The 26,944-nt window shown below is 52.9% G+C and carries 19 protein-coding genes; 14 read left to right on the top strand and 5 right to left on the bottom strand.

Features of this window, described 5'->3' with window-relative positions:
* Nucleotides 1-14: 14 nt before the first annotated feature.
* The 4 genes from AC0YNV_RS22250 to AC0YNV_RS22265 all read left to right on the top strand — a co-directional run bounded on the left by AC0YNV_RS22250 (nucleotide 15) and on the right by AC0YNV_RS22265 (nucleotide 4,855).
* On the top strand, nucleotides 15-941 hold the full coding sequence (locus AC0YNV_RS22250; protein ID WP_475769962.1) for a carbohydrate ABC transporter permease: 927 nt from the start codon (nucleotides 15-17) through the stop codon (nucleotides 939-941).
* 10 nt (nucleotides 942-951) lie between these two features.
* Nucleotides 952-1,764 carry a carbohydrate ABC transporter permease gene (locus tag AC0YNV_RS22255; protein ID WP_210044684.1) on the top strand — a complete coding sequence of 271 codons (813 nt, stop codon included), beginning with the start codon at nucleotides 952-954 and terminating at the stop codon, nucleotides 1,762-1,764.
* 95 nt (nucleotides 1,765-1,859) lie between these two features.
* Complete coding sequence (locus AC0YNV_RS22260) at nucleotides 1,860-3,335, top strand: ABC transporter substrate-binding protein (RefSeq protein ID WP_475769963.1); 1,476 nt, start codon at nucleotides 1,860-1,862, stop codon at nucleotides 3,333-3,335.
* A 29-nt stretch (nucleotides 3,336-3,364) separates the two neighbouring features.
* Nucleotides 3,365-4,855, top strand: a complete 1,491-nt coding sequence (locus AC0YNV_RS22265; protein ID WP_475769964.1) for a sulfatase family protein — start codon at nucleotides 3,365-3,367, stop codon at nucleotides 4,853-4,855.
* Nucleotides 4,856-4,918: 63 nt separating this feature from the next.
* On the opposite strand, the gene AC0YNV_RS22270 is transcribed toward AC0YNV_RS22265, so the two are convergent.
* Together AC0YNV_RS22270 and AC0YNV_RS22275 are read right to left on the bottom strand one after the other, a co-directional pair.
* Nucleotides 4,919-5,731 (bottom strand): helix-turn-helix transcriptional regulator, encoded by an 813-nt coding sequence (locus AC0YNV_RS22270; protein ID WP_475769965.1) that lies wholly within the window; start codon nucleotides 5,729-5,731, stop codon nucleotides 4,919-4,921.
* A gap of 16 nt (nucleotides 5,732-5,747) precedes the next feature.
* The gene (locus AC0YNV_RS22275; RefSeq protein WP_475769966.1) at nucleotides 5,748-6,506 is read right to left on the bottom strand and encodes a phytanoyl-CoA dioxygenase family protein; all 759 of its coding nucleotides are present in this window, start codon (nucleotides 6,504-6,506) and stop codon (nucleotides 5,748-5,750) included.
* A gap of 468 nt (nucleotides 6,507-6,974) precedes the next feature.
* On the opposite strand from AC0YNV_RS22275, the gene AC0YNV_RS22280 reads away from it, so the two are divergent.
* Nucleotides 6,975-11,948 carry an S-layer homology domain-containing protein gene (locus AC0YNV_RS22280; protein ID WP_475769967.1) on the top strand — a complete coding sequence of 1,658 codons (4,974 nt, stop codon included), beginning with the start codon at nucleotides 6,975-6,977 and terminating at the stop codon, nucleotides 11,946-11,948.
* A 376-nt stretch (nucleotides 11,949-12,324) separates the two neighbouring features.
* On the opposite strand, the gene AC0YNV_RS22285 is transcribed toward AC0YNV_RS22280, so the two are convergent.
* Nucleotides 12,325-12,870, bottom strand: a complete 546-nt coding sequence (locus AC0YNV_RS22285; RefSeq protein WP_210044678.1) for a GbsR/MarR family transcriptional regulator — start codon at nucleotides 12,868-12,870, stop codon at nucleotides 12,325-12,327.
* A gap of 316 nt (nucleotides 12,871-13,186) precedes the next feature.
* Here AC0YNV_RS22285 and AC0YNV_RS22290 point away from each other — a divergent pair, with 316 nt between their 5' ends.
* From AC0YNV_RS22290 to AC0YNV_RS22320, 7 genes are all read left to right on the top strand, one after another.
* Nucleotides 13,187-14,011 carry a carbohydrate ABC transporter permease gene (locus AC0YNV_RS22290; RefSeq protein WP_475770050.1) on the top strand — a complete coding sequence of 275 codons (825 nt, stop codon included), beginning with the start codon at nucleotides 13,187-13,189 and terminating at the stop codon, nucleotides 14,009-14,011.
* Between the two features lie 27 nt (nucleotides 14,012-14,038).
* A complete protein-coding gene (locus AC0YNV_RS22295; protein ID WP_475769968.1) occupies nucleotides 14,039-14,881 on the top strand; it encodes a carbohydrate ABC transporter permease in 843 nt (280 codons plus the stop codon).
* A gap of 27 nt (nucleotides 14,882-14,908) precedes the next feature.
* Nucleotides 14,909-16,279 (top strand): ABC transporter substrate-binding protein, encoded by a 1,371-nt coding sequence (locus tag AC0YNV_RS22300; RefSeq protein ID WP_475769969.1) that lies wholly within the window; start codon nucleotides 14,909-14,911, stop codon nucleotides 16,277-16,279.
* A gap of 14 nt (nucleotides 16,280-16,293) precedes the next feature.
* Nucleotides 16,294-17,079, top strand: coding sequence for an HAD family hydrolase (locus tag AC0YNV_RS22305; RefSeq protein ID WP_475769970.1), 786 nt, complete (start codon nucleotides 16,294-16,296; stop codon nucleotides 17,077-17,079).
* On the top strand, nucleotides 17,076-17,417 hold the full coding sequence (locus tag AC0YNV_RS22310; protein ID WP_379114647.1) for a DMT family transporter: 342 nt from the start codon (nucleotides 17,076-17,078) through the stop codon (nucleotides 17,415-17,417). Before AC0YNV_RS22305 ends, AC0YNV_RS22310 begins: the two co-directional genes overlap by 4 nt.
* A 130-nt stretch (nucleotides 17,418-17,547) precedes the next feature.
* The gene (locus AC0YNV_RS22315) at nucleotides 17,548-18,414 is read left to right on the top strand and encodes a metallophosphoesterase family protein (protein ID WP_475769971.1); all 867 of its coding nucleotides are present in this window, start codon (nucleotides 17,548-17,550) and stop codon (nucleotides 18,412-18,414) included.
* Between the two features lie 42 nt (nucleotides 18,415-18,456).
* Nucleotides 18,457-19,518: an ABC transporter substrate-binding protein gene (locus AC0YNV_RS22320; RefSeq protein WP_475769972.1), complete on the top strand. Its 1,062-nt coding sequence runs from the start codon at nucleotides 18,457-18,459 to the stop codon at nucleotides 19,516-19,518.
* A gap of 400 nt (nucleotides 19,519-19,918) precedes the next feature.
* Here AC0YNV_RS22320 and katA read toward each other — a convergent pair whose 3' ends face one another.
* A complete protein-coding gene (katA, locus tag AC0YNV_RS22325) occupies nucleotides 19,919-21,376 on the bottom strand; it encodes a catalase KatA (RefSeq protein WP_475769973.1) in 1,458 nt (485 codons plus the stop codon).
* Nucleotides 21,377-22,603: 1,227 nt separating this feature from the next.
* On the opposite strand from katA, the gene AC0YNV_RS22330 reads away from it, so the two are divergent.
* The gene (locus AC0YNV_RS22330; RefSeq protein WP_475769974.1) at nucleotides 22,604-24,022 is read left to right on the top strand and encodes an RtcB family protein; all 1,419 of its coding nucleotides are present in this window, start codon (nucleotides 22,604-22,606) and stop codon (nucleotides 24,020-24,022) included.
* A 542-nt stretch (nucleotides 24,023-24,564) separates the two neighbouring features.
* Entirely contained in the window at nucleotides 24,565-25,716 is a 1,152-nt protein-coding gene (locus AC0YNV_RS22335) for a slipin family protein (RefSeq protein ID WP_475769975.1), read from the top strand.
* Here AC0YNV_RS22335 and AC0YNV_RS22340 read toward each other — a convergent pair.
* Nucleotides 25,640-26,896 carry an MFS transporter gene (locus AC0YNV_RS22340; RefSeq protein WP_475769976.1) on the bottom strand — a complete coding sequence of 419 codons (1,257 nt, stop codon included), beginning with the start codon at nucleotides 26,894-26,896 and terminating at the stop codon, nucleotides 25,640-25,642. The two genes, AC0YNV_RS22335 and AC0YNV_RS22340, sit on opposite strands and share 77 nt — an antisense overlap.
* Nucleotides 26,897-26,944 lie beyond the last annotated feature (48 nt).

The following is a 26,944-nucleotide window of genomic DNA, read 5'->3' on the forward strand; positions in this document are numbered from 1 at the left end:
AGGGACTGGCACCCATGAATGAATTCGCTTACAGCAAGCCTCGCGGGAAAGGGTTATTCCACCGGATATGGAAACACAGAACCGCTTATATCTTCCTCATACCCGCTTTACTGCTGCTTTCCTCGATTAAGTATTATCCCTTCTTCACAGCCATATTTGAATCCCTGTTCGAATGGAACGGAGTTAATATCAATAAATTCATCGGCTTCGGGAACTATGCCGAACTGCTCAAGGACGAGAAAATAAGGGTCGCCTTCGCGAATGTATTCAAAATTTCGATCGCCACCATCCTGGTTAATCTGACGATTCCGATGATCGTCGCCCTGCTCGTGTTTCGCGTGAAGCACGCTGCCCTGCAGAATTTCCTCAAAATCGGCTTCATCGTGCCGCTTGTCGTCCCGATGATGGTGCTCGTCCTGCTGTGGAGGTGGATGTATTCCGGCGATTTCGGCATGATCAACCAGCTGCTGGATACCGTGGGACTCGAAAGCCTGAAGCATTCCTGGCTGGGAGATCCCTCAACCGCGCTCTGGGCCATCGTATTTGTTGGGTTCCCCTGGGTTGCGGGGCTGCCTTTCCTTCTTTACCTGGCAGGCCTGCAGGGAATATCGGAGGATCTGTTCGAAGTCTCCCGGATCGAGGGGGCAAGCCCGATCAAGAGGTTCTTCTCCATCGAGCTTCCGCTCATGGCCAGTCAGATCCGGCTTGTCCTCATGTATTCGCTCATTCAGGCCTTCCAGGTATTCGAAGCTCCTTATATCCTGACGAACGGGGGGCCGGGGATCTCCACCATCACGCCATCCCTGCATATCTATGACCAGGCCTTCAACTACGGCCGGTTCGGCTATGCTTCGAGCATAGGGGTGCTGCTGTTCGCGGTGCTGCTCATTCTGACCTTCGTCATTCAGAAGCTTATCAAAAATACAGAAAAAATCGATTAGAGGGTGCAGCATGAAAAAAGGAAGCTTGGGAATAAACCTGACCGCCGTTGCCATTCTCGTTCTGTCTCTATATCCGTTCTTCGTGATGCTGGTCTCGGCATTCAAGCATCAGATGCAAATTTACGAGAATCCCTGGTTTTTCTCGATGCCGCTGCATATGGATAATTTCTCGAGCGCGTTTGAGCAAATTTCGCGTCCGATCGTCAACTCGGTCATCATCACGCTCATCGGCATCGTCGTTACGCTGACCGCGTCATCGACGGCTGCCTATGCATTTGCCAAATTTTCATTCCCGTTCAAAAATTTCTTCTATACCTTCATCGTGATGCTGCTGATGATTCCGGGCTTCGTTATCCTGGTTCCGCAGTTTATCAATATCAAGAATCTGGGGATGTACAACACTCTGATCGGCCAGGCGCTTCCTCCGGCGGCGAGCTATACGGCGATGGGGGTCCTGCTGATGCGCACCTTCTTCGAGGGGCTATCCAAAAGCCTGTACGAGGCTGCCGAAATGGAAGGAGCCAGGGATGTCCGGATATTCACGCAAATCGTCATCCCGCTCTCCAAGCCCATTCTCGCAACCGTTGCGATTATGTCGGGTCTGCAGATCTGGAACAACTTTGTATGGTCCCTGGTTGTGACCTCGGGCGACAGCGTCAAGCCGGTTATTCTGGCGATTACCACGATAGCGGGCGGCGTGAATCAAGGCGACGGAGTGAAGCTTGCCGGCTATATCATCGCATCGCTGCCGCTCCTGATCCTGTTCTTCGCGGCCACGAAGCCGTTCGTGTCCGGTCTTACCCAGGGAGCCGTGAAAGGTTAGCCAAATAACCCTGCCCGAGAGGTCAACCTCCGGGAAAGGCTTATATATAATCACCATCCAAATTGAATCATGATCATCAGGAGGGGTATTGCAGGATGCATAAAAAACTAAAATCGGGTCTTCTGGCGCTGAGCCTCATCATCGCGCTAACCGCATTATCGGCATGCGGAGGGAACAATGCCAACGTGAATTCTTCTGAAGCTTCGACAGACGGTGAAGCGGCGAACACGGGCGGCGAAGCAGCCAAAATCACCGTGGCCTATTGGGGCGCCGAATTCGCCACCGCGCAGAAGGTCGAAGAGACGTACAAAGAAATATTCGACGAATACAAAGCGAAAACGGGCACAGAGGTGGAATTCACCTTCATTCCGGACAACAACTACAGAACGTGGATGGTCACGCAGCAGGCTGCCAACAGCATGCCGGAGGTGGTCCTGACCCGGATGGCATGGGTTTGGGAGGATTTTGCCAAGCAGCAGGTTCTGGATCTGACGCCTTATATGGACAAGGAATCGCCGTACAACCCGGGGAAGCCATGGAAAGAAACGTTCCTCCCGTCCTTTTACAAAGACAGCATCAACCCGGCTAACGGGATCATCAACTCCGCTCCGGCGTTTACTGCCATGATCCGGATCCTGTATAACAAGGAACTGTTCGAGCAGGCGGGAATTGCCAAAGCTCCGGAAACCTGGACAGAATTCATTGACGCATGCAAAAAGCTCCAGGAAGCGGGCATTACTCCGATGGCGATGTCGGGACAATCCAACAGCCATATGAGCTGGTTCTTAACCTCGATATTCGGTCAGCTTGATGAGCAGCTCCGCAAAAAAATGGACACGGACGGAGACAACCAGGTTATCAAAAACGAACTAGCGCGCGCTACGGACGAAGGCCTGGTCGACTATACGAAATATCCGTTCAAGGACGGTCTTGAGCTGTTCAAGGACTTCTCGCAGTACTGGAATACGGATTTTAACGGCATCGACGAGAAAACGGCCCAACAGCTTTGGCTGACAGGCAAAGCCGCTATGCTTCCGTTGAATTCCGCCGATCTGTCGCTTGTGGAAGATATGGAAGGCCGGAATTTCGAATACGGCGGCATGCCGATTCCGGTTATCACGAAGGAGCAGTTCCCGGAAGCGATGGGCAAATCCGTTATGCTGGGCGGAGCCGCGAACGAATCGTGGGCAATCTCCAGCAGCGCCAAGGACGAGAAGCTGGACGCTGCCGCAGATCTGATCATGTACCTGACATCGCCGGAAATTCAGGGCAAGCTTGGAGAAACCTTAAGCTACCTGCCGACGATCAACAATGCCAATCTGCCTGAGAAGCTGCAGGGCTTCGTGATGCAGAATGAAGACATCCGCAGGGCGAATTACACCGGACCTGCCACGATCAAGGAATTCTCCGACTTCCTGGTGAAATCCCTTCAGCTTTATCTGGGCGGTTCGGTAGACGTTGCCAAGCTGACGACGGAACTGAATATGGAGTGGAAAAAAGGCATGGATAACGCGAAGACGACAAATGATTGGACGAAAGAGAACGATTACGGCATGAAAAAGGCCGAATAGCGCAGGAGCGCAAGGCGGGAGCGGATCTAATGAAACAACCCAATATTCTGCTGATCATGTGCGATCAGCTGCGTGCGGATGCCATCGGCGCGCTCGGGGACGGCATTGTAAAGACCCCTAATATGGACCGGCTGGTTGCACGCGGACTAACCTACGACAAAGCCTATTCGACCTGTCCGGTCTGTGTGCCCGCGCGGTATACGATCCAGACGGGAAGGGAGCCTTACCATACCGGGTATTACGATAACGGCGGTCTGCATCTTTCGGACCGCCAGCCCCGGGGCCCCGAGGAGCGCTGCGGAGATTACTTGCCGCGGACGATGAAAGCCATGGGCTACAGGACGTTTGGTGTCGGCAAGTTTCATACGGATCCATGGAATGAAGATCTGGGGTATGAGGTTCAGCTGCGAACCGAAGAGCTGATGGACACCGAGGAGCAGCTACAGGGAGACGACTACGCCAGATTTATCGCCGAGCAGCATCCGGAGTACAGTCATATCGAGCAGCTGCACGGCGAAAGGACCGAAATGTATTACATGCCCCAGACCAGTCCGCTTCCGGCGGAGCTGACAGTGGAGGCATGGGTTGCGGACCGGGCGGTTGAGCTATTGCAGGCGGAAGCGGACGAACGGCCCTATTTCGGGTACGTTTCGTTCATCGGCCCGCATCCGCCGCTCGCTCCTCCCGTACCGTTCAATCGCATGTATAATCCTGACGCGATGCCAAGTCCTATCCGCGGGGATCTGGAGACGGATTTCATGGACGAACAGCTCAGCTGGATGAATCATCTTATCTGGGCGGAGAATATCGACGATCCCCGCGCCAGGGCGCTGAAGGCGCGTTATTACGGGGAGATTACCTACATCGATCAATGTCTGGGCAGGATCCTCGATGCTGTAGAGAGCAGGCCCGATGCGGATGATACGCTTATTTGTTTTTACAGCGACCATGGCGACCATATGGGCGACCATCATGCCTGGCAGAAGGAAAGCTTCTTCGAAGCGTCGGCCCGCGTGCCGTTCATGGTCAGTTGGCCGGCGCGGCTGCCGAAGGGGGAACGAAGAGATGAGCTCGTCTGCCTTACGGATTTGTTCTCCATCGTCACGCATGCGGGCGGGGACCTTCAGACGAGGGACGGGGTCGATGTGCTGGGAAGCGTAACCGGCAAGGCGGCTCCCCGGGAATTGCTGTTCGGCTGGTACGGCAAGCCGGGAACCCCGAACTTTAAAGTCATGGTCAGGGATCAGGATTATAAGTACATCTACATGTCGAACGGCGGACGTGAGCAGCTGTTCCATCTCACGGAAGACCGCAACGAGCTGACTCAGCTGGCGGATCTGTATCCTGAGATAACAGCAAGGCTCAGACTGGCGGCTGTCGATGAAATAAGCAGGCATGAACCGCTTGCCGGGGCGCTCACGTTCGGCGGCTTAAGGAGCTTCCCCTTTAAGGAAAGGCCTCTTGCAAGAATCAGGCAGTTTAATCTGGCAATAGGCGTGAAAGATTTTACGGTCAATTAAGGCAAAAGCAGGCAGCAAAAGGCGTCCACCAAGTCGGATTTTGGCTTGATGGACGCCTTTTTTCTATTCATGTAACAGGGCTTCCCGCCTGATCTCGCTTGGTGTCATGCCGGTCTGCCGCTTGATCATCCGGGTGAAATGGTAGACCGTCTTGAATCCGGCCTGCCCGGATACCTCGCTGATCGACAGACCTGTGCTGCGCAGCAGGCCCAGTCCCTGCTGCAGCCTGTAGCGCCACAGGTACTGAATCGGCGTTACCCCTTCGTCCCGGCGAAACAGCCGGATCAGATGCTCCGGCGACAGGCCTGCGGCGCGGGCGAGGTCACTCAGGCTCAGATTATCTGCGTATCGGTTGCGGATTTCATCCTTCGTCACCAATACCGAGGGATGCTTCCGGACATTGGCGCTAATGCGCCCATGCTCCTCGAGGAAGAGCTGCATGGCGGCCCATCCCAGCGTGCGGATCACGTCCGCCTCCGGAGCGGAGCCGCTGCGCTGCAGGGCGAGCATCAGATCCGCCAGCCGGTTCATTTCATCGGACAGCGGCAGGGCTAACGGCAGCGCGTTGAAGCCGGCCAGCACGGAAGGAGGCAAACCGTCCGGACTGACGTTGATCCATAGATGCAGGGTATTCCGATGGGTATCGAATTGAAAAGCTTCATGGTGGTTCGGCTTCAGGAAGGCGGTGTGACCTGCAGGTACCGCATAAGGACGGCCATCGATCGACACGGTCATGGAGCCGGTAATCACCAGCACCAGCTGGAGATCCTGCTGCACGCGCGGGCCGAAGGTGCCGCCGGGCGCGTAGGTGACAGAACCCGCAGCAGCACGTCGGACGTCAAACCATGAAGCGGGCTGCAATTCATCCTGATTCAATAACGCTCATCCTCCACTATTCAAGAGAATATTTTTTCTTCAAATCCTCCCGCTCGATTGTAGAATCATGGCGGATATAATGGCAGACATAAGACCGCCGCCAACGCTTAGAGCGGTTGCGGGTCGACGAATGGATCAGCAGGCTGTCGAAGAACAGGATATCCCCTTTATCCAGCACGACGGCAACCTCCCGGCTCAGGTCAACGCCTTCGACCTCGTCCGTCCAGGCTTCGTGCTCCTCCAGATTCTTCACCTTGCCATGCGGAAGAATGCCGATCTTGTGCGAGCCGGGGATGACGTAGAGGCAGCCGTTCTCCTCGTCCGTATATTCCATCGCCACCCATGCGGCCGTGAGCGAGTTGGGTTCGTTGCGGATATAGTAATAATCCTGATGGGCGGCCTGGCCGGGCGCTCCGGGCTCCTTGTAGAAATACATGCTCTGAACGCCGGCCGCCTCATCCCCGAGAAGCTGGGCAAGAGCGCCGCGGATAACAGGAAGCTTCATCATCTGCTTGGCGAAACCATCGTGCAGATGAGGATTAAAGAGACGCAGCGAAAAACGGTCCTTGTCTTCCACAACATCCTGTCCCCTCCTGGGCTTTGCCCATTCCGGCATATCCTCAGACAGGCGGATGCTCCGGATATGAGCATTGAAGGCATCGATCAAATCGTCGCTGGCGCTTTTGCGCAGAATGAGATAGCCGTTATCCTTATAAAATTGAAGCTGTTCCCGGGTAAGCGGGGTCAAGCGGTCAGTCGATGTGGACATATTCATGCAGGCACACTCCCTTATATCGGATTAGTCTTGCCTCTTTACGATACCTTCTAATCCGGTTTGTGGAAATGGTTGCAACCGGCATGTTTTTGTCTGAAATTGATATGGGCTGGCGCATGCTTTGGATGCGCTCTATCAAGTTCAGATTTTGTTCAGAATGTACCTGTATGATAGTTTTGAACATCTGAACCGATATACCTATGAAGTATTCAGTTTCGTCATCTTTTTCTATTTTTTTGAAAATGAATTGTCGAAGTAGTTGTTTTTTTGTGGGTTTATAAGAAAAAGTTCAGATGATTTAGAATAAAATGATTCTGTATGACTAGTCCTAAATAACTATATCTATCAGAATCGACATGGAGGGATTGTATGAGGAGGCGGAGGTAGCGAGGCTGCTTCTGGTAGAGGAGGTTTCACTGTTTTATGTCATATATTCAATTAAAGTCAACCGAGAGGAGAAAACAAATTTTGAGAAAGAGAACAACGAGCAAACGTATAGTCTCGCTTGTAATGGCCTTGTTTCTGCTGCTGGGAGCGGTCACGCCTTCATTTGCGGCGGAGGGAGGAGTACCTGAGGTTTCCGGCGGTGCTACTTATTTTACCGACACTGACAATTGGGGTGGACTGGATTCCGAAGGCAGTGATAATGCCGTCGACGCGGATCTTGATTTTCCTTCTAAAATTGGAAATGGCGATGCCAAATATCCCATTGAATTCAAGATTGAAGATGTTGATCAGCTTCCGGCAAAAAGCGCCTATCTGTTAATTCGTGCTCTTGATGTGGACGAGTATGATGGTAACAGCGGTACGGGGGAATGGGATCGTGCCTATTTATCTTCCGATCCCGGGGAAATTGTTCTTGGAACCCCGTACACCGATTGGAACCAAAGTCCGAACAGCAGCTTGAAAGGTCAAAATGCGACTTATAAAAGAGAGTTCAATCAGAATGCTTATGTGGGAGCTCTTTCCGGTAACAACGATAAGTGGAATACAACAGTGCTGAAAATTGATCCCGACGATTTTGGTAAGATTCAAACGGGAGATAACTTTGTTGGCATTTCCACCCATCACTATCTTTGGGCAGAAACTACTTTCTCATCGTGGATCGTTAATGTTGACTGGGGCCAGCTTGTAATTGACGGCGGATCCCGCACTACCGGGGAAATAACAAGTGCAATTGTCAAGGTTGAAAATGGCAAGATCACTGTCGACCCGGAATTTTTGCCGAAGAATAACGGCGATTTTGCAATGGAAATCAACGTTATTGAAGAAGTAACAAATGGTGGAGATACCGTTGAGCAGAATCTTGTAACGGGGCAGGAATTTTTCCCGGATGCCGAGCAAGGTCAACCTGAATCCCCCAACCAGCCTATTGCGCTTTCAAATCCAAATATTGATCCAAGTAAAGAATATACCGTAAATATTATTTTGTTCGATAACAGGGATGACGAAAGCTTCGACCCCGGCAAGGCGGAGCATATTTACTCGCTGTCGACCTTTGATCCAATGGTGTCGAACATAGCGAAATCCGGCAGCCAGTATGATCCGACTGCATTTGCCAAAGAGGAATTCAAAAGCAAATTCTCCAAAATTAATGGTGCCACAGACAACGATCTGGGAAAGGTGAAAATCGTTACGCTGCCGGACTCCGGACTTGGCATCCTCAAGCTTGGAGCAGCGACTGTCACCGAGGGAATGGATATCGACTATGACCAATTGGACGAGCTGCAGTTTATCCCCAATTCGAATGGCAGCTTCGATGAGCCGGTCACATTCAAATGGAATGGGTATGACCCTGATCAAGGGAAATACGCCCAATTCGATGCTGATGTTACCATCACGCCTAATCTGGCGCCAACGGTTGATAATACGGTAATATCGGTCAACAAGGGTACTGAAGAAATTCCTTTGGGTGAAAATATTTCAGATGCTTATGCCGATCCTACTGTTCCTGATGAACCTCTGGAACAAGTGAAGATCGTCCATGTGCCGACGTCCGGCAAATTGGTATATCTTCCTGATGGAGATACAGAAGAAAAGGTTGTCACAGACGGAGATATTATTTCTGTAGACGAGCTGGAATCTCTGAAATTCATTCCGGACGAAGGCCAATCCGGAGCGGTAACCTTCGAATGGAATGGATCAGATGGAACGCAGTACGCGCAGACACCTGCGACGGTCACCATCAAAATCAACACACCGCCGGTCGTTAATGCAGTAGCTGAAACGGGACTTGAAGGGCAAAATGTTGCCATTGCGAAGAACGATTTGGGTTATGTGGACAATGACGGCGATGTATTGACCAAAATCCGTATAACAGGTCCAAGCAGTGACAAGGGAATGCTGAAGTATAATACGGTCACTGATGCAACGTATATCGACATTCCGGTTAACAATGAAATTGATTTCAATGAATTGAACAATCTGATTTTTATTCCGGATCCGGGATTGACTATCGATGAGCCGGTTACTTTTGAGTGGGAAGGGTATGACGGCAAGCAATATTCCGAAGCACCTGCCGCAATTGTCATTACTTATGACGGTATCCCGATCGCCAAACCGCAAACTGTAAATGTGGAAGAAGGCACGCTGTCCATTCCGATTGAGCTGATCGGGGAAGATGCGGAAAATTCGCCTTTGACTTATAGCATTACGGTTGATCCGGACAAAGGCGGGCTGCAGCAGATAGATTCCGGACATTGGATCTATACACCGAATGAAGGCTTTAAATGGGGAGAAGACGCATTCTCATTTACAGTAACGGACGATACTTATCATCAGGTAAGCTCGCCTGCCGAAGTCACCATCAAGATTCACCGGGCTCTCGACGGTTGGGTTGGCTTCAAGGGGCTGGGGGACCCGAACGTCGTTAAGGCGATTCCCGGGGAGCCGCTTCTGCTGTCTGCGGTAAGCTCGCTGCTGGCTGATTCGGTAACAGCGATTGTGAATGGACAATCCGTTGAGCTGACACTCGCGAACCCCGAAACGTACCTTCTGGATGGTTTTAAGTCATGGATGGATAACAATTTCGTTCTCCCGTCCGAGACGGCAACCGGCGTATACACGGTAGCCTTCGAGGCGAGAAAATCCGATGATTCCCTGCTGCCGGCCGAGCCGGAGAACAAGCTGGCCGACAATAAGTTCGAGGTTGTCGGAGTGGATCTTGCGCTAACTGCAAACCCGGATAAAATCGTGGGAGACGGCAAGTCGACTACCGAGCTGACCGCTGTGCTTAAGGATGCAGACGGCAATCCGCTTTCCGGCGTTGAGGTGGAATTCAACGCACCAATCGGAGAGTTTGTCGGATCCAATAAAGCCGTTACGGATGAGCAGGGTAAAGCTGTCGTAACCTACAAGTCGGCCAAAATTACCGGCATCGACGAGCAGCAGATTCCGGTTACGGCTACAGTCTATGATCCAGAAAAAGGCTTGAGCGGCCAAGATCAAATTATGGTGACCTTCCAGCCCGCTACGATCAAAGGGGTTATCACCAAAGGCGATACGAACGAGCCTGTTCCCGGCGCCAGTGTGAGAGTGACGCTTGATCTGAACGGAGACGGCAAGATCGAAGCCGGAGTCGACTTTGACGGAACGGTCGTAACCGACGCCAACGGCGCTTATTCGATTCCTGTTCCCAAGGGCGATGCGGAATACGATCTGGAGGTTACGCAAACCGTGATTGTCGGCGGTGTTGAGACGCCGGTAACCTTTAATCAGAAAGCTCATGTCGGTACGGTTACCGGCAGTGAGGATGAGAGTTTCGATTCCGAGAAAACCGTAACCGGTATCGTTTTGTTCCAGAAGCCGGATGGCAAAACCAGCCTGATCAGCGATGAAATGCTGGGCAAAACGAAAGTATATCTTAAGGATGCCGACGGAAATTACGTTTCCGAGAATGGCGTTCCCAAAGCATTCGAGCTGCAAGCCCAAGGTCTGTTTAATGCAGATGGGTTGGCAGTAGGCGATTACACACTGGAAATCAGCTACGAGCTTGCTCCAGGGCAGGAAATCATTATCAGCCGCGGCACTGTAGGCGTTAAGGCCAACGGCGAAATGAACATTACCGAGGAACTGGTCGATCCGTACGGTACGATCACGGATGCGGCGACAGGAGCCAAGATTGAAGGTGCGAAAGTCGTTCTGCATTTTGCGGATACGCAGCGCAACAAAGACAAAGGCAGAACGCCGAATGGCGAGGTTACATTGCCTCTCCTGGTGGGCTTCGACCCGAACGACAACGCGAGCCCGGAACAGCTCAGCGATGAGCATGGCTTCTATGCGTACATGGTATTCCCGGAGACGGATTATTATCTGACCGTTACAAAAGACGGCTACGACAGCTATACAAGCCCAACAATCTCGGTTGAACGGGATATCGTGAAGCATGATCTGCAATTGGCTCCGGTTACCCGAGGTCCTGGGCCTGTCTACATTCCGCCAGCCGCACCTGATGTAACGCTGAATCTTTCCGTGGACAAGAACCTTGTGGAAGCAGGCGGCCAATCGACGATTACAGTCGATTACAAAAATCAATCCACAGCCCAACTGGCTGCGGGAGAAATTAAAGTAACGCTTCCCGAGGGCGTGGAAATTATTGATGCCAATGGCGGCAAAGTAGAAGGCAGCACGATTACTTGGCCGGTTAAGGAGCTTGCGGCAGGTGGAACGGGAAGCTTCAAGATCGTTGTGAAATGGCCTCAGCTGGATGCGAAGGACGCGTCATTCGACGTATCGGGCGAGTTTACTGTGAACAATAATTCAGCCGCTCCTGTAAAGGCGCAATCGGCTGTGAAAATTCAAGTATTCTCCATTGAAAAGCTGGAGCATCAGCGTTATATTCTGGGCTACCCGGATGGGCTGTTCAAACCGAATCGCTCGCTTACACGTGCGGAGCTTGCGGCGATTGTTGCCCGTCTGACGGAGAACAATCAGCTGGAAGATACGCTCAGCTTTACCGATGTGCCGGCCGATTACTGGGCGGCAAACTATATTAAAATTGCAACGAAGCATGGCTACTTCAGCGGTTTCGAAGACGGCACATTCCGTCCCGACGCTGCAGTAACAAGAGGAGAACTGGCATCGGTTATGGTGCGCTTCCTCAAGCTTGATGTAAGCAAGCCTGGGGAATTGCATTTCAACGATGTTAAAGGCCACTGGGCGGCGTCTGCGATCGAAGAATTGTATCGCAGCCATTTCCTCGCCGGTTATCCGGACGGATCGTTCAAGCCTAGCAACAGCATTATCCGTTCCGAAGCGGTAACGTTGATTAACCGCATGCTGTATCGCGGACCTTTGAACGGCCTGGGTGCCATGTTCCCTGACGTACCGACAAGCCACTGGGCATTCGGAGATGTGCAGGAAGCGACTGTATCTCATGAATCGGTCCGGAATTCGGACGGCAGCGAAACATGGGAGAAAAACATCGCGGACGATGTTGAATAAGTAAAAGAACGACCACCAAAAACCAACCTCCCTCTTGAAGGGCGGTTGGTTTTTGCCGTTTCCTGCAATATTTGTTGGGTACGGTTTATTAGACCTGTATTAAGAACCTGCACGTGAAGCGCTGTTTCCATACGAAAAGGCCCTGGTCGGCGGACTGATCAGGGCCTTTTCAAGCATTTACCATATTGCAGTCTCTGCGGGATCCCACCCTACTGGAAACCTCCGGGATCTTCCCTATTTGCCGGATTCAACAGCAACAGCTTTTACCCCACCCGCTGTGTGGCCGCCCGGGACGAACGTCGTAAGAGGCGCGCATTAGGAATAACCACGTCAGCTTCAATTAATGCCCAAGCAGCATTCCGTCATCGCCCCCCGGTCACTCGCTAAAATACCGCCCTGCCTGGAGATTATTCACGAATTCCTGCAGCCATGTGTAATAGCTGAGCCCATGCCGAAGCTTGTGCAGATCCTTCAGGCACAGCTGACGCTCTTCCTCCGGCGTATCCATCGCCAGAATCAGCTCCGTCAGATCCGGAAGAACCCCGTTGATCGCCTCCGTCATCACATCCACTTCGCGCTGCAGCTTGGTCGTAAAGAAGTTCTGGAACGCCAGGAAGAAATCAGTCTCCGCAAGATACAAATCTTTGCGGTCCTCTTTCTCATCCAGCTTGGTGACCATTTTGGAGGCCATCAGCGAACGGACCGCATAGCTCATATTGCTTTTGCTCATATTCATATGGGTCTTCATCTCTTCGAGTGTCATGGGCTTGTCCTCGAAATACATAATGCCATACAGCTCGCCGAATGAATGGGTCGCGCCATACAAATCCATGGTATCCGCTATCGCATCAATGACCTTGCGGCGAAGCTCCCCGCGCTGCAGCGGCGAGCGCTCTTCCCCATCCGAAGCCGTTTGTTTCATAAGTTCACCTGCAATCGCATTGAATTCATCATGGTTCTCCTTGTATCATTATACGTTTTAAGCACAGGAATGAACATGCGGCATTTATCCTTTTTTACATGATCTTAAATTCTATTTTACACTAAGAAAACCAAACTCTACACTTTTAACTGTACAATAAATTTTGAACGAAACCACATGATAATGCGGAACGAGGGGGATAAACGAGAGAATCCATTGTTAATGTTAAAAATATATTGAACGATTAGGAGGGGCAGATTTGAAACAATCGAAACTTGCCGCAGACGGAAAGGCACTGCTCTTCACCCTGCCGGCGATGGTTCCGCTCACGGTTTTCTGGCTCGGTCCGCTTGTGTACGCCTTCTACCTGAGCTTCACCGAGTGGGATTTCATGAGCCCGGACAAGCTGTTCGTCGGCCTTGATAATTACACGGAGTTGATCAGCAATCCGCTCTTCTACAAGGCGCTCGGGGTAACGCTGCTGTTCTGTGCCGGAAGCGTGGTGCCGACCCTCATCGGTGGACTTGCCTTTGCGATGCTGCTGAATAGCAAGCTGCGGTTCTCGGGTCTGTACCGGGCGCTTATCTTCTCCCCGTGGGTGACGCCGACTGTCGCGGTCTCCATTGTATGGTCGTGGATTTTCGAGCCGGAGGTCGGTCTTGCCAACAATGTGCTGCGGGTATTCGGCTCGGATGGCATCGGCTGGCTGAATGATCCCGATTGGGCGCTCGTCGGTATCCTGATCGTTACGATCTGGAAAGCTGTCGGCTGGGCGATGGTCTTCTATCTCGTGGCGCTGCGCAATGTTCCGCCGGATCTGCTGGAGGCGGCCGGGATTGATGGAGCGGGAAGCTGGCGCAGATTCATCCATGTTACGGTGCCGCTCATCTCGCCCACTACCTTCTTCCTGTCGATTGTTCTGATTATCCAGTCCGTGCAGGCCTACGATCAGATTAATGTCATGACGCAGGGCGGACCTTCCGGATCCACGCGGACCTTATTGTACATGTATTATCAATCGGCGTTCGAATCCTACAATATTGGCGAAGCGTCCTCTGTAGCGGTGGTGCTTGTCATCGGCTGCGTGCTGCTCTCGCTGGCTTCATTCACAGTCAGCCGGCGAAGCGTGCACTACCATTAATAATCAAGGGAAGGAGAGAGCACACCTATGACTGAGAGAAAAACAATGCCTGCCCTCACAAGGCATCTACTGCTGGTGCTGGTCGGCGCCGTAATGGCCTTTCCTTTCTATTGGATGGTTACGAGCGGCCTCAAGACCAATGACGAGATCTGGCAGTTCCCGCCAACCTTCTGGCCGGAAGCCCCCAAATGGGGCAATTTCCTGGAGGCTTGGGAGGCGGCGCCCTTCTGGCGTTATATGACCAACAGCATCGGCGTGGCCTGTGCGATCGCATTCATTCAGGTGATCAATTCCGGCATGATGGCCTACGCGCTGACCCATATGAAATTTCGGCTGAAGGGTCTCTTGACCGCCGTGATCCTGCTTGGATATATGGTGCCGAGCACCGCCGTATATTTGCCCAGCTACATCGTGCTGGCCAAGCTGAATCTGCTTGATTCCTACGCAGGCATGATTTTGTCCAACTGCGTCAGCGTGTTCTCGATCTTTCTGATCAGACAGGCCTTCCTGCAGGTATCCCATGAGATCGTGGAGGCCGGGCAAATCGACGGGGCAGGGCATTCGCGCATATTGTGGACCCTTCTTATTCCGCTTGTGCGTTCCTCGTTTGCGGTGCTTGTGCTCATCACGTTCATAGAGCAGTACAACAATTATTTCTGGCCTATGCTCATCACCAAGAATCCGGATCTGCAGCTGGTATCGGCGGGTCTGCGCAGCTTCTTCGTGGAGGGGGGTGCTTATGGCTTGAAATGGCCGCTGATTATGGCAGCCAGCTCATTCACGATTGCGCCGTTACTGCTGCTGTTTCTGCTGACGCAGAAGACGATTATGCAAAGTGTGAATTTATCCGCGGGAGTCAACAAGGGTTAACAAAACGAATGGAGTGGGGGAACTAACATGATAGTATTCAAAAAGGGTCTGCTGTTCACGATGGTAATGAGCTTTATCCTGCTTGCGGCATGCGGTACCGGTGGGGAAAAAACGAATAATACGGCCAATACAGCGGCCGTGAATGAGGCAGAGACAGCGGTGAACACCGAGCCTGCAGCGCCGGAGGAACCGGAAGTCAAGGAGCCGGTTACCATTGAGTTCTGGTACGGGCTGGGCGGCAAGCTGGGCGAGCATATGAAGACGCTCATCGACGAGTTCAACGCGTCCCAGCAGGAAGTCATTGTGAAGGGAATCGTCCAGGCCGATTACGCGGAGACCGAGCAGAAGCTTCAGGCTGCCATCGCCGCAGGCAAGGTGCCGGCCGCCGTTCTGGCTTCCAATGTAGATTGGGCGCGCAAAGGTTATTTTGCCCCGATGGATGATATGATCGCCCAGTATCCGGATTATAACAAAGAGGATTTCGTGCAGACCTTCCTGACTCAGGGACAGGTGGACGGCAAGCAGTATTTCATTCCGATGTACGGCACAACCCAGGTCATGTACTACCGCAAGGATATGTTCGAGAAGGCGGGCATTAAGCCCGAGGAAGTCAAGACCTGGGAAGACCTTGCAGCCGCAGCCGCGAAAATGACGCAAAAGGCGGATGGCAAAACAACCGTATACGGCTGGGAGCCGATGTGGGGCTACGAGAATATGCTTGATGCCGTATTAAGCAAGGGCGGACGCATTCTCAGCGAGGACGGCAAGACGGTCATGATCGATTCCCCGGAATGGGTGGATACCTGGTCATTGTTCGGCAAGTGGATTCATGAGGACGGCATTATGAGCATCCACTCCGGCGGACAAGGCTGGGAATATTGGTACAAGACGATCGACGATGTGATGAAAAGCCAGGCGGCCGGCTATACCGGTTCAAGCGGCGACCAGGGCGATCTCGACTTTGCGCAGCTTGGGGCCATGGAGCAGCCGGGCTGGGCGGGCGTTGGCGAAGGCAAGCCTGTAGCGAATGCGATTATGGCAGGCATTCCGGCAAAAGCAAGCCCTGAGGAGCAGCAGGCGGCGTTCAAATGGTTCGCGTTCTTCAACAATGCCAAAAACACGGCATTCTGGTCGATGAACACCGGCTACATCGCAGTCCGTCAATCTGCGCTTAACGATCCCGATTTTGTGGCCTACAGCGAGCAGAATCCGCAAAGCAAAATCCCGCTGATGCAGGCGTCGCATGGCTCCGCTCCTTTCCAGGATCCAACGGGCGGCAAAATCAACGATGCGCTGAAGATTGCGGCCGACAAGGTGCAGATCGAGAATGTACCGGCGGAGAAGGCGCTTAAGGAAGCGAAGGAAACCGCGCAGAAAGCGCTGGATAATTTGAAATAGGAGTGACTTGTAAAATGCCTGAACTCATGATCCATCATCGCAGCTATGGTATAACGGGCATTTTATTCGATAAGGATGGAACCCTGCTGGACTTCATATCCATGTGGGGCGGCTGGAGCGGGCATATGATGAACAGCTTCAGAAGCAGGCTTGCGGAGCAGGATCTGGAGCTGCCGGCGATCGAGCCCTCTCTGTGGGGGACGATCCACAGGCCGGATGGCACGATCAGCGGCTATGACCGGGGCGGTCCGCTGGCCATGGGCACGATGCAGGAGCTGTTTGCCCTGCTGATCTGGCAGGGCTACCGCCTCGGCCTGTCATGGGCGAAGTCCAAGGAGCTGGTGGAGTTATGCCGCTTGGATGCGGATGAGGAGCTGGAGCGGGTTCGTCCCGCCCGGCCGATCGCCGGGATCGTGGAATTTCTTGCGGCATGCCATGCGGAGGGTATCCCGCTTGGCGTGGTAACCGCCGATGAGACACAGGCGGCGGAGAAGCATCTGAATTGGCTGGGCATCCGGCAGTACTTCGGCGCTGTAGTCGGCACGGATCAAGTGGAGCGGGGCAAGCCATTCCCGGATATGATGGAGCTTGCCTGCCGCAAGCTATTCATTGACGCCCGGGGAGCGGCCGTGATTGGCGACACGAACGGCGATATGCGGATGGGCCGGGCCGCGGGAGCAAGGCTCTGCATTGGGCTTGGCGAAGCCGGTTCCGAGAATGCGCGGGCTGACGATTTTCCCGATGCGGATATCATCATTGGCGATTATAGGGAGCTTCGGCCGGGGGGAGGAGCAGCATGAAGACGGAGAGCAGTATAGGCTGGCTGTTTCTTGCCCTGGCAATTGCTTTGGAGCTGTCAGGCACGATATCGATGAAAATGTCCGAAGGGTTCACCCGGCTGTGGCCTTCCGTGCTGATGTTCCTCTTCTACGGAGCGAGCTTTACGTTCCTGAATTATGCGCTGCATTACATGAATATGAGCGTTGCCTATGCGATTTGGTCCGGCATCGGCATCGTCCTGATTTCGCTTGCGGGCGTGAAGCTGTTCAATGAGCAGCTTCCGCTTTCCTCTATTATATGGATTATTGTAATTGTCATTGGTGTAATCGGATTAAATATCAGCTCCAAGGTTCATTAACGGCGGTAAATATACAGGGACATATTTGAAGTGAGCAGCTTATGCAATAAGATGCACACATGAAAAGCAGCTAATGCGAAAGATGCACATCCGAGAAGCAGCCTATTTGAAAAGGAGTGCGGGCATTCCAATGAAGCGAAACGATCATAACGAAGCGGGGAAGCCGCTGGTTACCTTCCAGGTCATAACAGACACTCATGTGACTGCAGATGCCGATCATGAACACAACCGGAATTTGGACAGAGCGCTAAAGGATATTATCGCCAATAGTATGGGCAGCAGCGGTATTATGCATGTCGGCGATCTGACAGATCACGGTTTTATAAAGGAATATGGGCAGCTGAACCACATCATAGAAGCGAATAAAGAAGGGCTCCCCGCAATCCGGTTTGCGGTGGGCAATCACGATGTCGCTTTTGGCGAATGGGCTTCGAGGCTAGGGAATTACACCGCATACAGCGGTATGACGGGCGCCTATCATGATCACTGGATTGATGGGTATCATTTTATCTTTCTGGGGACGGAGCAGGGGCTGAAGGACTTCTGTCATCTGACACAGGAGCAGCTGGAGTGGCTCGATATGAAGCTGGGCGAGGAAGCCTCCGCGGACCGGCCGGTATTTGTTTTCCTGCACCAGCCGCTTATGGACACGGTGGCAGGCTCTTTGCAGGCTCAGGGGTGGTACGGCGTTGTGCAGGACAGCGAGCTGAAGCAGGTGCTGGGCAGGCATCCGCAAGCGATTATGTTCAGCGGGCATACGCATTGGCAGCTGGAAGCCGGACATACGATGTTCGATGGCCGGGGGGTTACGGCAACCATGTTTAATGCGGCCTCGGTCGCCTATCTCTGGACGGATGAGGACGAGCATCTTGCGGGCAGTCAAGGCTATTACGTGGAAGTATTCGCAGATAAGGTGCTGGTGAAAGGCCGGGACTTCGCATCAGGCAGTTGGGTGGAATCCGCGCAATTCCAGGTGGATTATCCGGCTTCCCGGTGATGGCTTCGGCGATTTGTCCCAAATCCGCCTGACGTTTCTCCATTGTTAGAAGCACGAATCTCCATTATTATAACGATAATGATAATCATTATCGAATTTGATTATTTGACGGAGCTGCGGATGAAGCGGGCCAAGGAGCTGCTGCTGCTCTCCAATGATCCGCTGAGGGAAATTGCCCGCAGCAGCGGCTTCAAGGATGAATACTACTTCAACCGGCGTTTCCGCCAAACGATGGGATTCCCGCTGAAGCAGTATGCGCGTGCATATAATCATGGTGTCAGAAGAGAAGACTGGCGCGGCTTGGAAATCGAAATTCCTCTCCAACCCGCACGGGTAGTTGCCATCGGCTATGCGCTCGGGGAGATGATTGCCCTGGGCATCAAGCCGCTGGGCGCGGATCTGACCATTATCGGACGGCAGGTGGTCTATCGGAACAAGCTGGGCAGCATATCGGATGTGGGCACTGTGGGGGATCCCAAACGCATTCGCGAGCTTCAGCCTGATCTGATTCTGCACAGCAGCGATCTGAATGAATCGCTTGAAATTTTCTCGGATATTGCGCCGACGGTGAGTATCCGCAGGAGTGAAAACTTATTTGACCGGCTGCGGCTGACGGCGGAATTATTCGGGAAGAAGCGGCAGGCGGAGAATTGGATTGCCCGATACAAGAGCAAAGAAAACGACTTTTGGAGGAATTACGATTCAGGCAGAACGGCCAGGGAAACGGCAGCCGTTATTTTGCAGCTGCAGGAGCAGCTTTTTGTAATGGGGAACCGCGGAATCGCGTTAACGCTTTATCACCCGTTGGCATTCAAACCGGCCAAAGAAGTGGAAACTATGATCGGGGACGGGATTCCCTTTCTCGCGATAGCGGCTGCGGATCTGCCGGCTTACGCCGGGGATCGGATATTTCTCCTGATCAGCGAAGACGGGCTGTCGCAGAGCGAGGCACGCAAGCTAACTGGCAGCAGGCTCTGGCAGGAACTGCCTGCCGTCCAATCCGGCCGGACCCATGTGACGGATGCCAAATGGAATTTCGATAATCCGTTTACAAGGGACATGCTGCTGGCCATGCTCCCCCAGCTTTTGAGCCAATCTTCGTAAAAGGTTGGTTAAATGGAAAAAATTGCGCTTGAAGAAAAAAGCGGGAAATGTGGTCGGATCGTTGATAGATGGGGGCAAACGGACATTATACCCAACCTGGGATGTGCGCATGTAAAGGAATGCATTTGTGTCCAAATATGCAAAAAATACTCTTTCGCCCATGAGGGGAAAGAGTATTTTTTTAACATTACAGCATATATAAGTTTCACCTTTATAATTGCCATTAAGGGTAAGCGAAGAAACTGGCTTTGCCGACGGAGGGAGGCAAGAACCAGCTCTTCCGACCTTTTAGAATCCTATATATTTCGCTTCTATAAGCCAGATACGTAAGGTGTTTCTTCCTGAACTGACAGCATTTGATTAGTCTCATACTTCGCTTCAGCCAAGCTTCTTAAAACCCTTAAAGTCCTGGAGGAACTTCCAGTCCAAGCCCCTCTGCAACGCGTCTTCCGTATTCCGGATCCGCTTTGTAGAAGTGGCCGATCTGGCGGAGCTTGATCTCGTCCTTCTCAACGGGAGCCATGGCTCCGACGATGTTCTTGATGAGGCGTGCCCGTTCCTCTTCGCTCAGCAAGCGGTACAGGTCCCCCGGCTGCGTATAATGATCATGCTCATTATAAGCGACGCTCGCCGCGAGGCCGGATACGGGGTACTCGACTTGCTTGCTTTCCGGGGACTCTGCAGGTCCGCCATAGCTGTTGGGCTCATAGTAGACGGAGCCTCCGCCATTGCTGTCAAACCGCATTTGGCCGTCGCGCTGGTAGTTGTTCACCTCATTGCGCGGCCGGTTGATCGGCAGCGCCTGATGGTTGGCGCCTACACGATAACGATGCGCATCCGCATAAGCGAACAAGCGGCCCTGAAGCATTTTGTCAGGCGAAACATCGATGCCCGGCACGAGCGTGCCCGGCGAGAAGGTAGCCTGCTCCACCTCGGCAAAATAATTATCCGGATTCCGGTCGAGAACCATCCGCCCGACTTCTATGAGCGGATAATCCTTTTGCGACCATACCTTCGTCACGTCGAAGGGGTCGAAGCGGTACGTATCCGCATCTTCAAGCGGCATAATCTGCACGAATAATTTCCATGCCGGGAAATCCCCATTCTTAATGGCGTTAAACAAATCCTCGGTATGATGATCGGGATTTTCTCCCGCAATTTGGGTGCCGACCTCCTCGGTCAGATTGCGGATGCCCTGCTCCGTCTTGAAATGGTATTTCACCCAAACGGCGTTTCCTTCCTGATTCACCCATTTAAAGGTGTGGCTGGAGAAGCCGTGCATATGACGGTAGGTGGCGGGAATGCCGCGGTCCGACATCAGAATCGTGACCTGGTGCAGCGATTCCGGGGAGAGGGACCAGAAATCCCATACCGCGTTCGGATTTTTCAGATGTGTGGCAGGGTGACGCTTTTGCGTATGGATAAAGTCCGGGAACTTGATGGCGTCGCGAATGAAGAAAACCGGTGTATTATTGCCGACCAGATCATAATTGCCGTCTTCGGTATAAAATTTCAGGGCGAAACCGCGCGGATCCCGCACAGAATCGGCAGAGCCGTTCTCGCCGGCAACGGTAGAGAACCGGGCGAACATGGGGGTGCGTTTTCCCACCTCGGACAGAAAGCCTGCTTTCGTATATTTCGAAACATCCGCTGTAACCTCGAAATAACCGTGCGCACCTGCGCCTTTGGCATGAACGACCCGCTCCGGAACGCGCTCTCTGTTGAAATGAGCCAGCTTCTCGAGCAGGTGGACATCCTGGATCAGAGTCGGTCCGCGGGAGCCCGCCGTAATGGAGTTCTGATTATCTCCAACCGGAGCGCCCCAGCTTGTGGTAAGCTTATTCTTATCTGTAGTCATCGTTCAATCACCTCTTCTGTTTGATTATGTTTTTAACTATAAATTATATGATAATAATTATCAATATAAAACTAATATTAAATTATAATAAATATAATTAAAGATTTGGAATTAGGGATTTACAACACAAAAAGACTGGAAGCACAACTGAAAATGTGCCGCCCAGTCTTTTTTTAATGTGTAATTGCGATAACCTTTAGGGTGCTTGGTTTACAGCTTGTTCACCTGGTTTGGGCCAAGATGGCAATACCCCGTCCTGTTTTTAGAAATATAGGTTTAGACTGGAATTATTTTGACGGGGTTCTGGGCATTCGGCGATGAAAGCCGGAAAACCAGGAAAAACCTTGCTGCAGCGCAGATCGGGCCGCTGCGGGCCGCTCCACACCCAACAGTCATCCCCAGCAAGGAAAAATCGGTTTACATGTGCGCCAGCACCAGTATCCGGCGTTGTAAACCGGAAAAACCTTGCTGCAGCGCAGATCGGGGCTGCTCGAGGCCCAATAGTCAGCTCCAACAAGGTAAAATCGGTTTACACGCTCGCCAGCACCGGTATCCGGCGCTGTAAACCGGAAAAACCTTGCTGCAGCGCAGATCGGGGCCGCTCCACGCCAAACAGTCATCCCCAACAAGGAAAAATCGGTTTACACGCTCGCCAGCACCGGCATCCGGCGCTGTAAACCGGAAAAACCTTGCTGCAGCGCAGATCGGGGCCGCTCCACGCCAAACAGTCATCCCCAACAAGGAAAAATCGGCTTAGATGTGCGCCAGCACCGGCATCCGGCGCTGTAAACCGGAAAAACCTTGCTGCAGCGCAGATCGGGGCTGCTCGAGGCCCAATAGTCAGCTCCAACAAGGTGAAATCGGTTTACACGCTCGCCAGCACCGGCATCCGGCATTGTAAACCGGAAAAACCTTGCTGCAGCGCAGATCGGGGCCGCTCCACGCCAAACAGTCATCCCCAACAAGGAAAAATCGGCTTAGATGTGCGCCAGCACCAGTATCCGGCGCTGTAAATCGGAAAAACCTTGCTGCAGCGCAGATCGGGCCGCTGCGGGCCGCTCCACACCCAACAGTCAGCCGCATGAGTGTCCATTTTTCTCAAATTTCCCCTTGTCGCCATACTTTCACCATGTTCGCACGCGCTGTAATAAGTGATGATAAGACACATCAGAGAGAGCGCGGGGCGCTGAACTTTAAGCAAGAGAACATTGGAGGATCAAGCAAATCATGAATAGGAATTATAGCTTTCACGGAAACAATCATCACGAAATGGAGCTTGCGCACGGCAAGCTTCATGTCTATGCCAATGAAGAGATTTTTCAATCCTTCCATGCGAATATGTATGAGATGGCGGATAATAATCTGCGCATTCCGCGCAACCAATATATGAGCTATACGCCGGATGCGCATATTGGCGTGGGAACATGCATTGGAACAACGGCGGTATGGAATATGAGAGATGGCTGTGTGTCCCCTTCCATTGTCGGGGTGGACATCGGCTGCGGCATGCGCGTCCATACGACGCAGCTGCGCAAGCAGGATATTCAGGATAAAGCGGTCCGCCGCGCCTTGATCGCCGCAATTGAGAAATATGTGCCCACCAATGAACGCACCAACACGAATTATGCGGATATCGAAATTATGGACGTGGTCCGTAACGGTCTGAAGGGGCTGCCGGCCCGATATATTCCCGATGCTCAGTGGTTGACGCATGTGGAGCAGTCCACCTTTTCATACGATCATACTTATCTGGAGCAGCTTCCCCCGAAAATCCGCAGAAACGCCCACGGGCAGCTGGGTTCCCTTGGCGGAGGCAACCATTTCATAGAGATTCAGGTCCTGGAAATCAGCGGGTCCCAAAAGGAGCTTGCCGCCCAGTGGGGGCTGTTCGACGGACAGGTGGTTGTGATGATTCATTCCGGCTCCCGGGCCTGGGGTGCGATGCTTGGACGGGAATACAACCGGATTCTCAAGCAGGCGATGCATTTGTGGGGAGTCAGCAATCCCGATCCGAATCTGATCTATGCGCCGATCGCAAGCCAAGAAGGGCAAACCTATTTGAACCTGATGTACTCCGCTCTGAACTTTGCTGTCAGCAACCGGCATATGATTGCTTTCGGCGTACAGGAGGCCTTCCGGGAGGTGTTCGGGTCGGGCCTGCAGATGCCCGTTCTCTATGATCTGATGCATAATTATGCGCTGCAGGAATTTCACCGCAACCAGCCCATGCTTGTCCACCGCAAAGGGGCGACCCGGGCGCTGCCGCCGAAGCATTTTATGAATGCGCCGGCCTACAAGGCTACGGGCCATCCCGCCCTTATCCCGGGCTCCATGGGAACCTCCTCCTATATCATGGTGGGAAAAGAGGAAGGACTGAAGAACTTCTACTCCATCTGCCACGGCGCAGGGCGGGCAAGATCGCGGAAGGCGACAAAGGAGCTGGTCACGGTCGATCAATTTCAGCAGTCCCTGAAGGTAGGGACAGAGGAAGAGATTCTGGTCAACCATCCATCCCTGCAGACGATTCTGGACGAATGCCCTCAAGCCTACAAGGATGTGGATCAAATCATCGAGAGCATCGTCGGGGCATCCCTTGCCGAGGTGGTCGCCGTGTGCAAGCCGATGGCGGCTATCAAAGGCATTTGACTTTAGATGCAGCTAACAGCATCAATCATCAGCGCTATTAAAGATAATATCAATAATAGATTGGATTCGTGAAATGGGCGGCGTACCTTGGCTGGGATGTCTCATTCATCCCGCAGTGCCTGCACATGCTATGTGCTCGTATGCTGTACGACCGTACCGGCGCGGATCCCACCTTCTGTAGGGGTTCGAATCCCCTATCGTCCCCAACTGGGCGATTAAGCTCAAGTGGCAGAGCACTCGACATTTAATCGAGAATGGCAAATCTGAAGCTTTTACCAAGGAGGAAGTCTCATGGCGGGCATTCGTGCCCTGTCGCTGCGGCAGCGGCTATGCAATGGGGCGGATATCGAACCAGCGGACATTCTCTAGGTCCCGGCTGTCAGGACAGGGGGCGGGGAGCAGGCGGAACCATCGCCTGTGAACGGCAGTCTGACAAGACACCGAACCTGAGAAGGGCGCTGTTCTCAAGCCCGATTCCGTCTGAGCTGCAGGAGGCTTCCCAAGCGTAAAGGCAACAAACGAAAAAAGAGGTGCAAACAAACATGTTGAAAAAAGTGATCATAAAAGCGGATGAGCGGGGATTGCTGTTCCGCAGAGGCAGCTATGCCAGACATCTTCAGCCCGGTACATACCGGACATCCGTCTTTTCCGACGATACCATAACGATCATGAATGTGGCGAAGCCATTTGATGTGGCAGGCAAGGAACTGCAGCTGTTTCTGCGGGATAGCCAACTTGTTGAGGAATTGGCGGTCGTGGATGTGGCGGATCATGAATACGCGCTGCATTACGCGGACGGCAAGTTCATATCTATCCTGAAACCAGGCGTATACGCCTACTGGAAGGCATGGAAGAAACACAGCTTTACGCATGTGGATACCGGGAAGCCGGAAATAACGGGCGAGGTGGATGCCGCCATTCTGCCCAGACTGAACGGGTATGTGCAGACGATTGAAGTTGCGAGCTACGAATCAGCGCTGCTTTACTTCAACAATGTCCTGCAGCGGGAGCTGCATCCGGGCAAATATTATTTCTGGCGCGGCCCCGTTGCCGTTACGGCGAAGCCAGCAGATCTGCGGCAGCAGCAGCTGGATATGACCGGGCAGGAGATGCTGACGGAGGATAAGGTGACGCTGCGGCTTAATTTTGTTTGCCAATACCGGATCGTGGATCCGCTGAAAATTATGGCGATCAAGTCCTTCGATGACCAGATTTATATTGTGCTGCAGCTCATTCTGCGTGAATACGTCGGCACGCTGAAGCTGGATGAGCTGCTCCGGATGAAGCAGGAAATTGCCGCATTCGTGCTTGCCCGCCTGAACGAGAAAAGCGGCCAGTACGGCGTGCAGTTTATCTCGGCCGGTGTGAAGGATATCATATTGCCCGGCGAGATCCGGGATATCATGAACACGGTTCTGCTGGCGGAGAAGAAGGCGCAGGCCATGATTATCACCCGCCGGGAAGAGACCGCGTCGACCCGCAGCCTCTTGAATACAGCGAAGCTCATGGATGAGAACCACACGCTCTATCGTCTGAAGGAGCTTGAATTTCTGGAAAAGATCTGCGAGAAGGTCGGAACGATCTCGCTGACAGGAGGAGGCAATCTGCTCGAACAGCTCAACGCGCTGGCGAACGCCGCCCAGCGCCACTCCTCGAGCCGTTTGGCCGACTCTTCGCCCCGGGGCGAATCGTAATGAGCGTGATGACAGCGGAGGCGAGCGCCGTCGATGCGATAATGGTAAAAAGCAGTACCATCGACCGGTCCATCAGCAGTGCACTTGCCGGCGGTCCTGCCGCAACCCCGATAAACCGCATGCTGCTGTACAAAGAGGTCACTGTACCTCTTTGTTCCTTTTCTATGCCTTCCGTGATCAGGGCATCCAGGCTTGGCAGCGCAGCGCCGATTCCGGTCGAGGAGACACCCAGCATAGCAACCATCCACCACGTATGACTCCACTGCAGCCATCCGAGTATATACAGGCTTGCAGCCGCAACAACCAATCCGGTGAAGCACGACCATTTCATAACAACTTTATTCTCGCCGATCCATTTGCCGCTCAGATACGAAGTCAGGCAGAGGCAGGCGAGCGGAACGGCGAGCACCAGCCCTTTGATGATCGAATTCAGCCCCCGGTCCTCCAGGGTTTCGGACAAATAAAACAGACTGCCGAAGATGACGAACATGCAGATGCCGCCAATCGCGAAGATGCCGTACAGCCATTTGCCCTTTGACCGCAGCAGGGAGCCGATGGATTTCAGGAATGTTTTTAGGCCGGTATCGGCCGTTTTCTCCTGCTCTTTGGAAGGGGATTTGACCAGAAATAGGACCAATACGAATGAAAGCATACTGAATATCGGAATGGCGAAAAAAGGAATATACCATGCCCAAATCGCCAGCGCCGCACCCAATATCGGGCTAAGCACCTTGCCGAAGGTATTGGAGGTCTCCACCACACCCAGCCCGCTGCTGACATCTTCTTTCTTCTTGAACAGATCTCCGACCAGCGGAATGACAACCGGAAAACATCCTGCAGAACCGAGTCCCTGGACCAGACGAGCCGCGATGATCAGCCCGTAGGCGTGATTGGCCCACAATGCCGCGAGGCCAGCTCCCACACCGGCAGCCGAGACCAGAATAAGACCGGGAAGAATAACCGCTTTGCGGCTGAACCGGTCTGATAAATAGCCTGCCAGCGGAATGAACAGAATAGCCACCGCCGCGTAGACGGTGATGATTAGACTGGCCCGGAATGCACTGATGCCCAAAGCCTTCTGCATAGCGGGAAGAATGGGAATGAGCATGGAGTTGGCCAGTGTCATGGTTAAGGGAATTGAAGCTATCGAGAGCAAATCCCATTTCTTTTTCGCTTCCATGCCGGCTGATTCTCCTTATATAAAGTTTATCGGTTTAGACGGAATTAG

Source organism: Paenibacillus sp. JT31N11 (assembly GCF_056269285.1).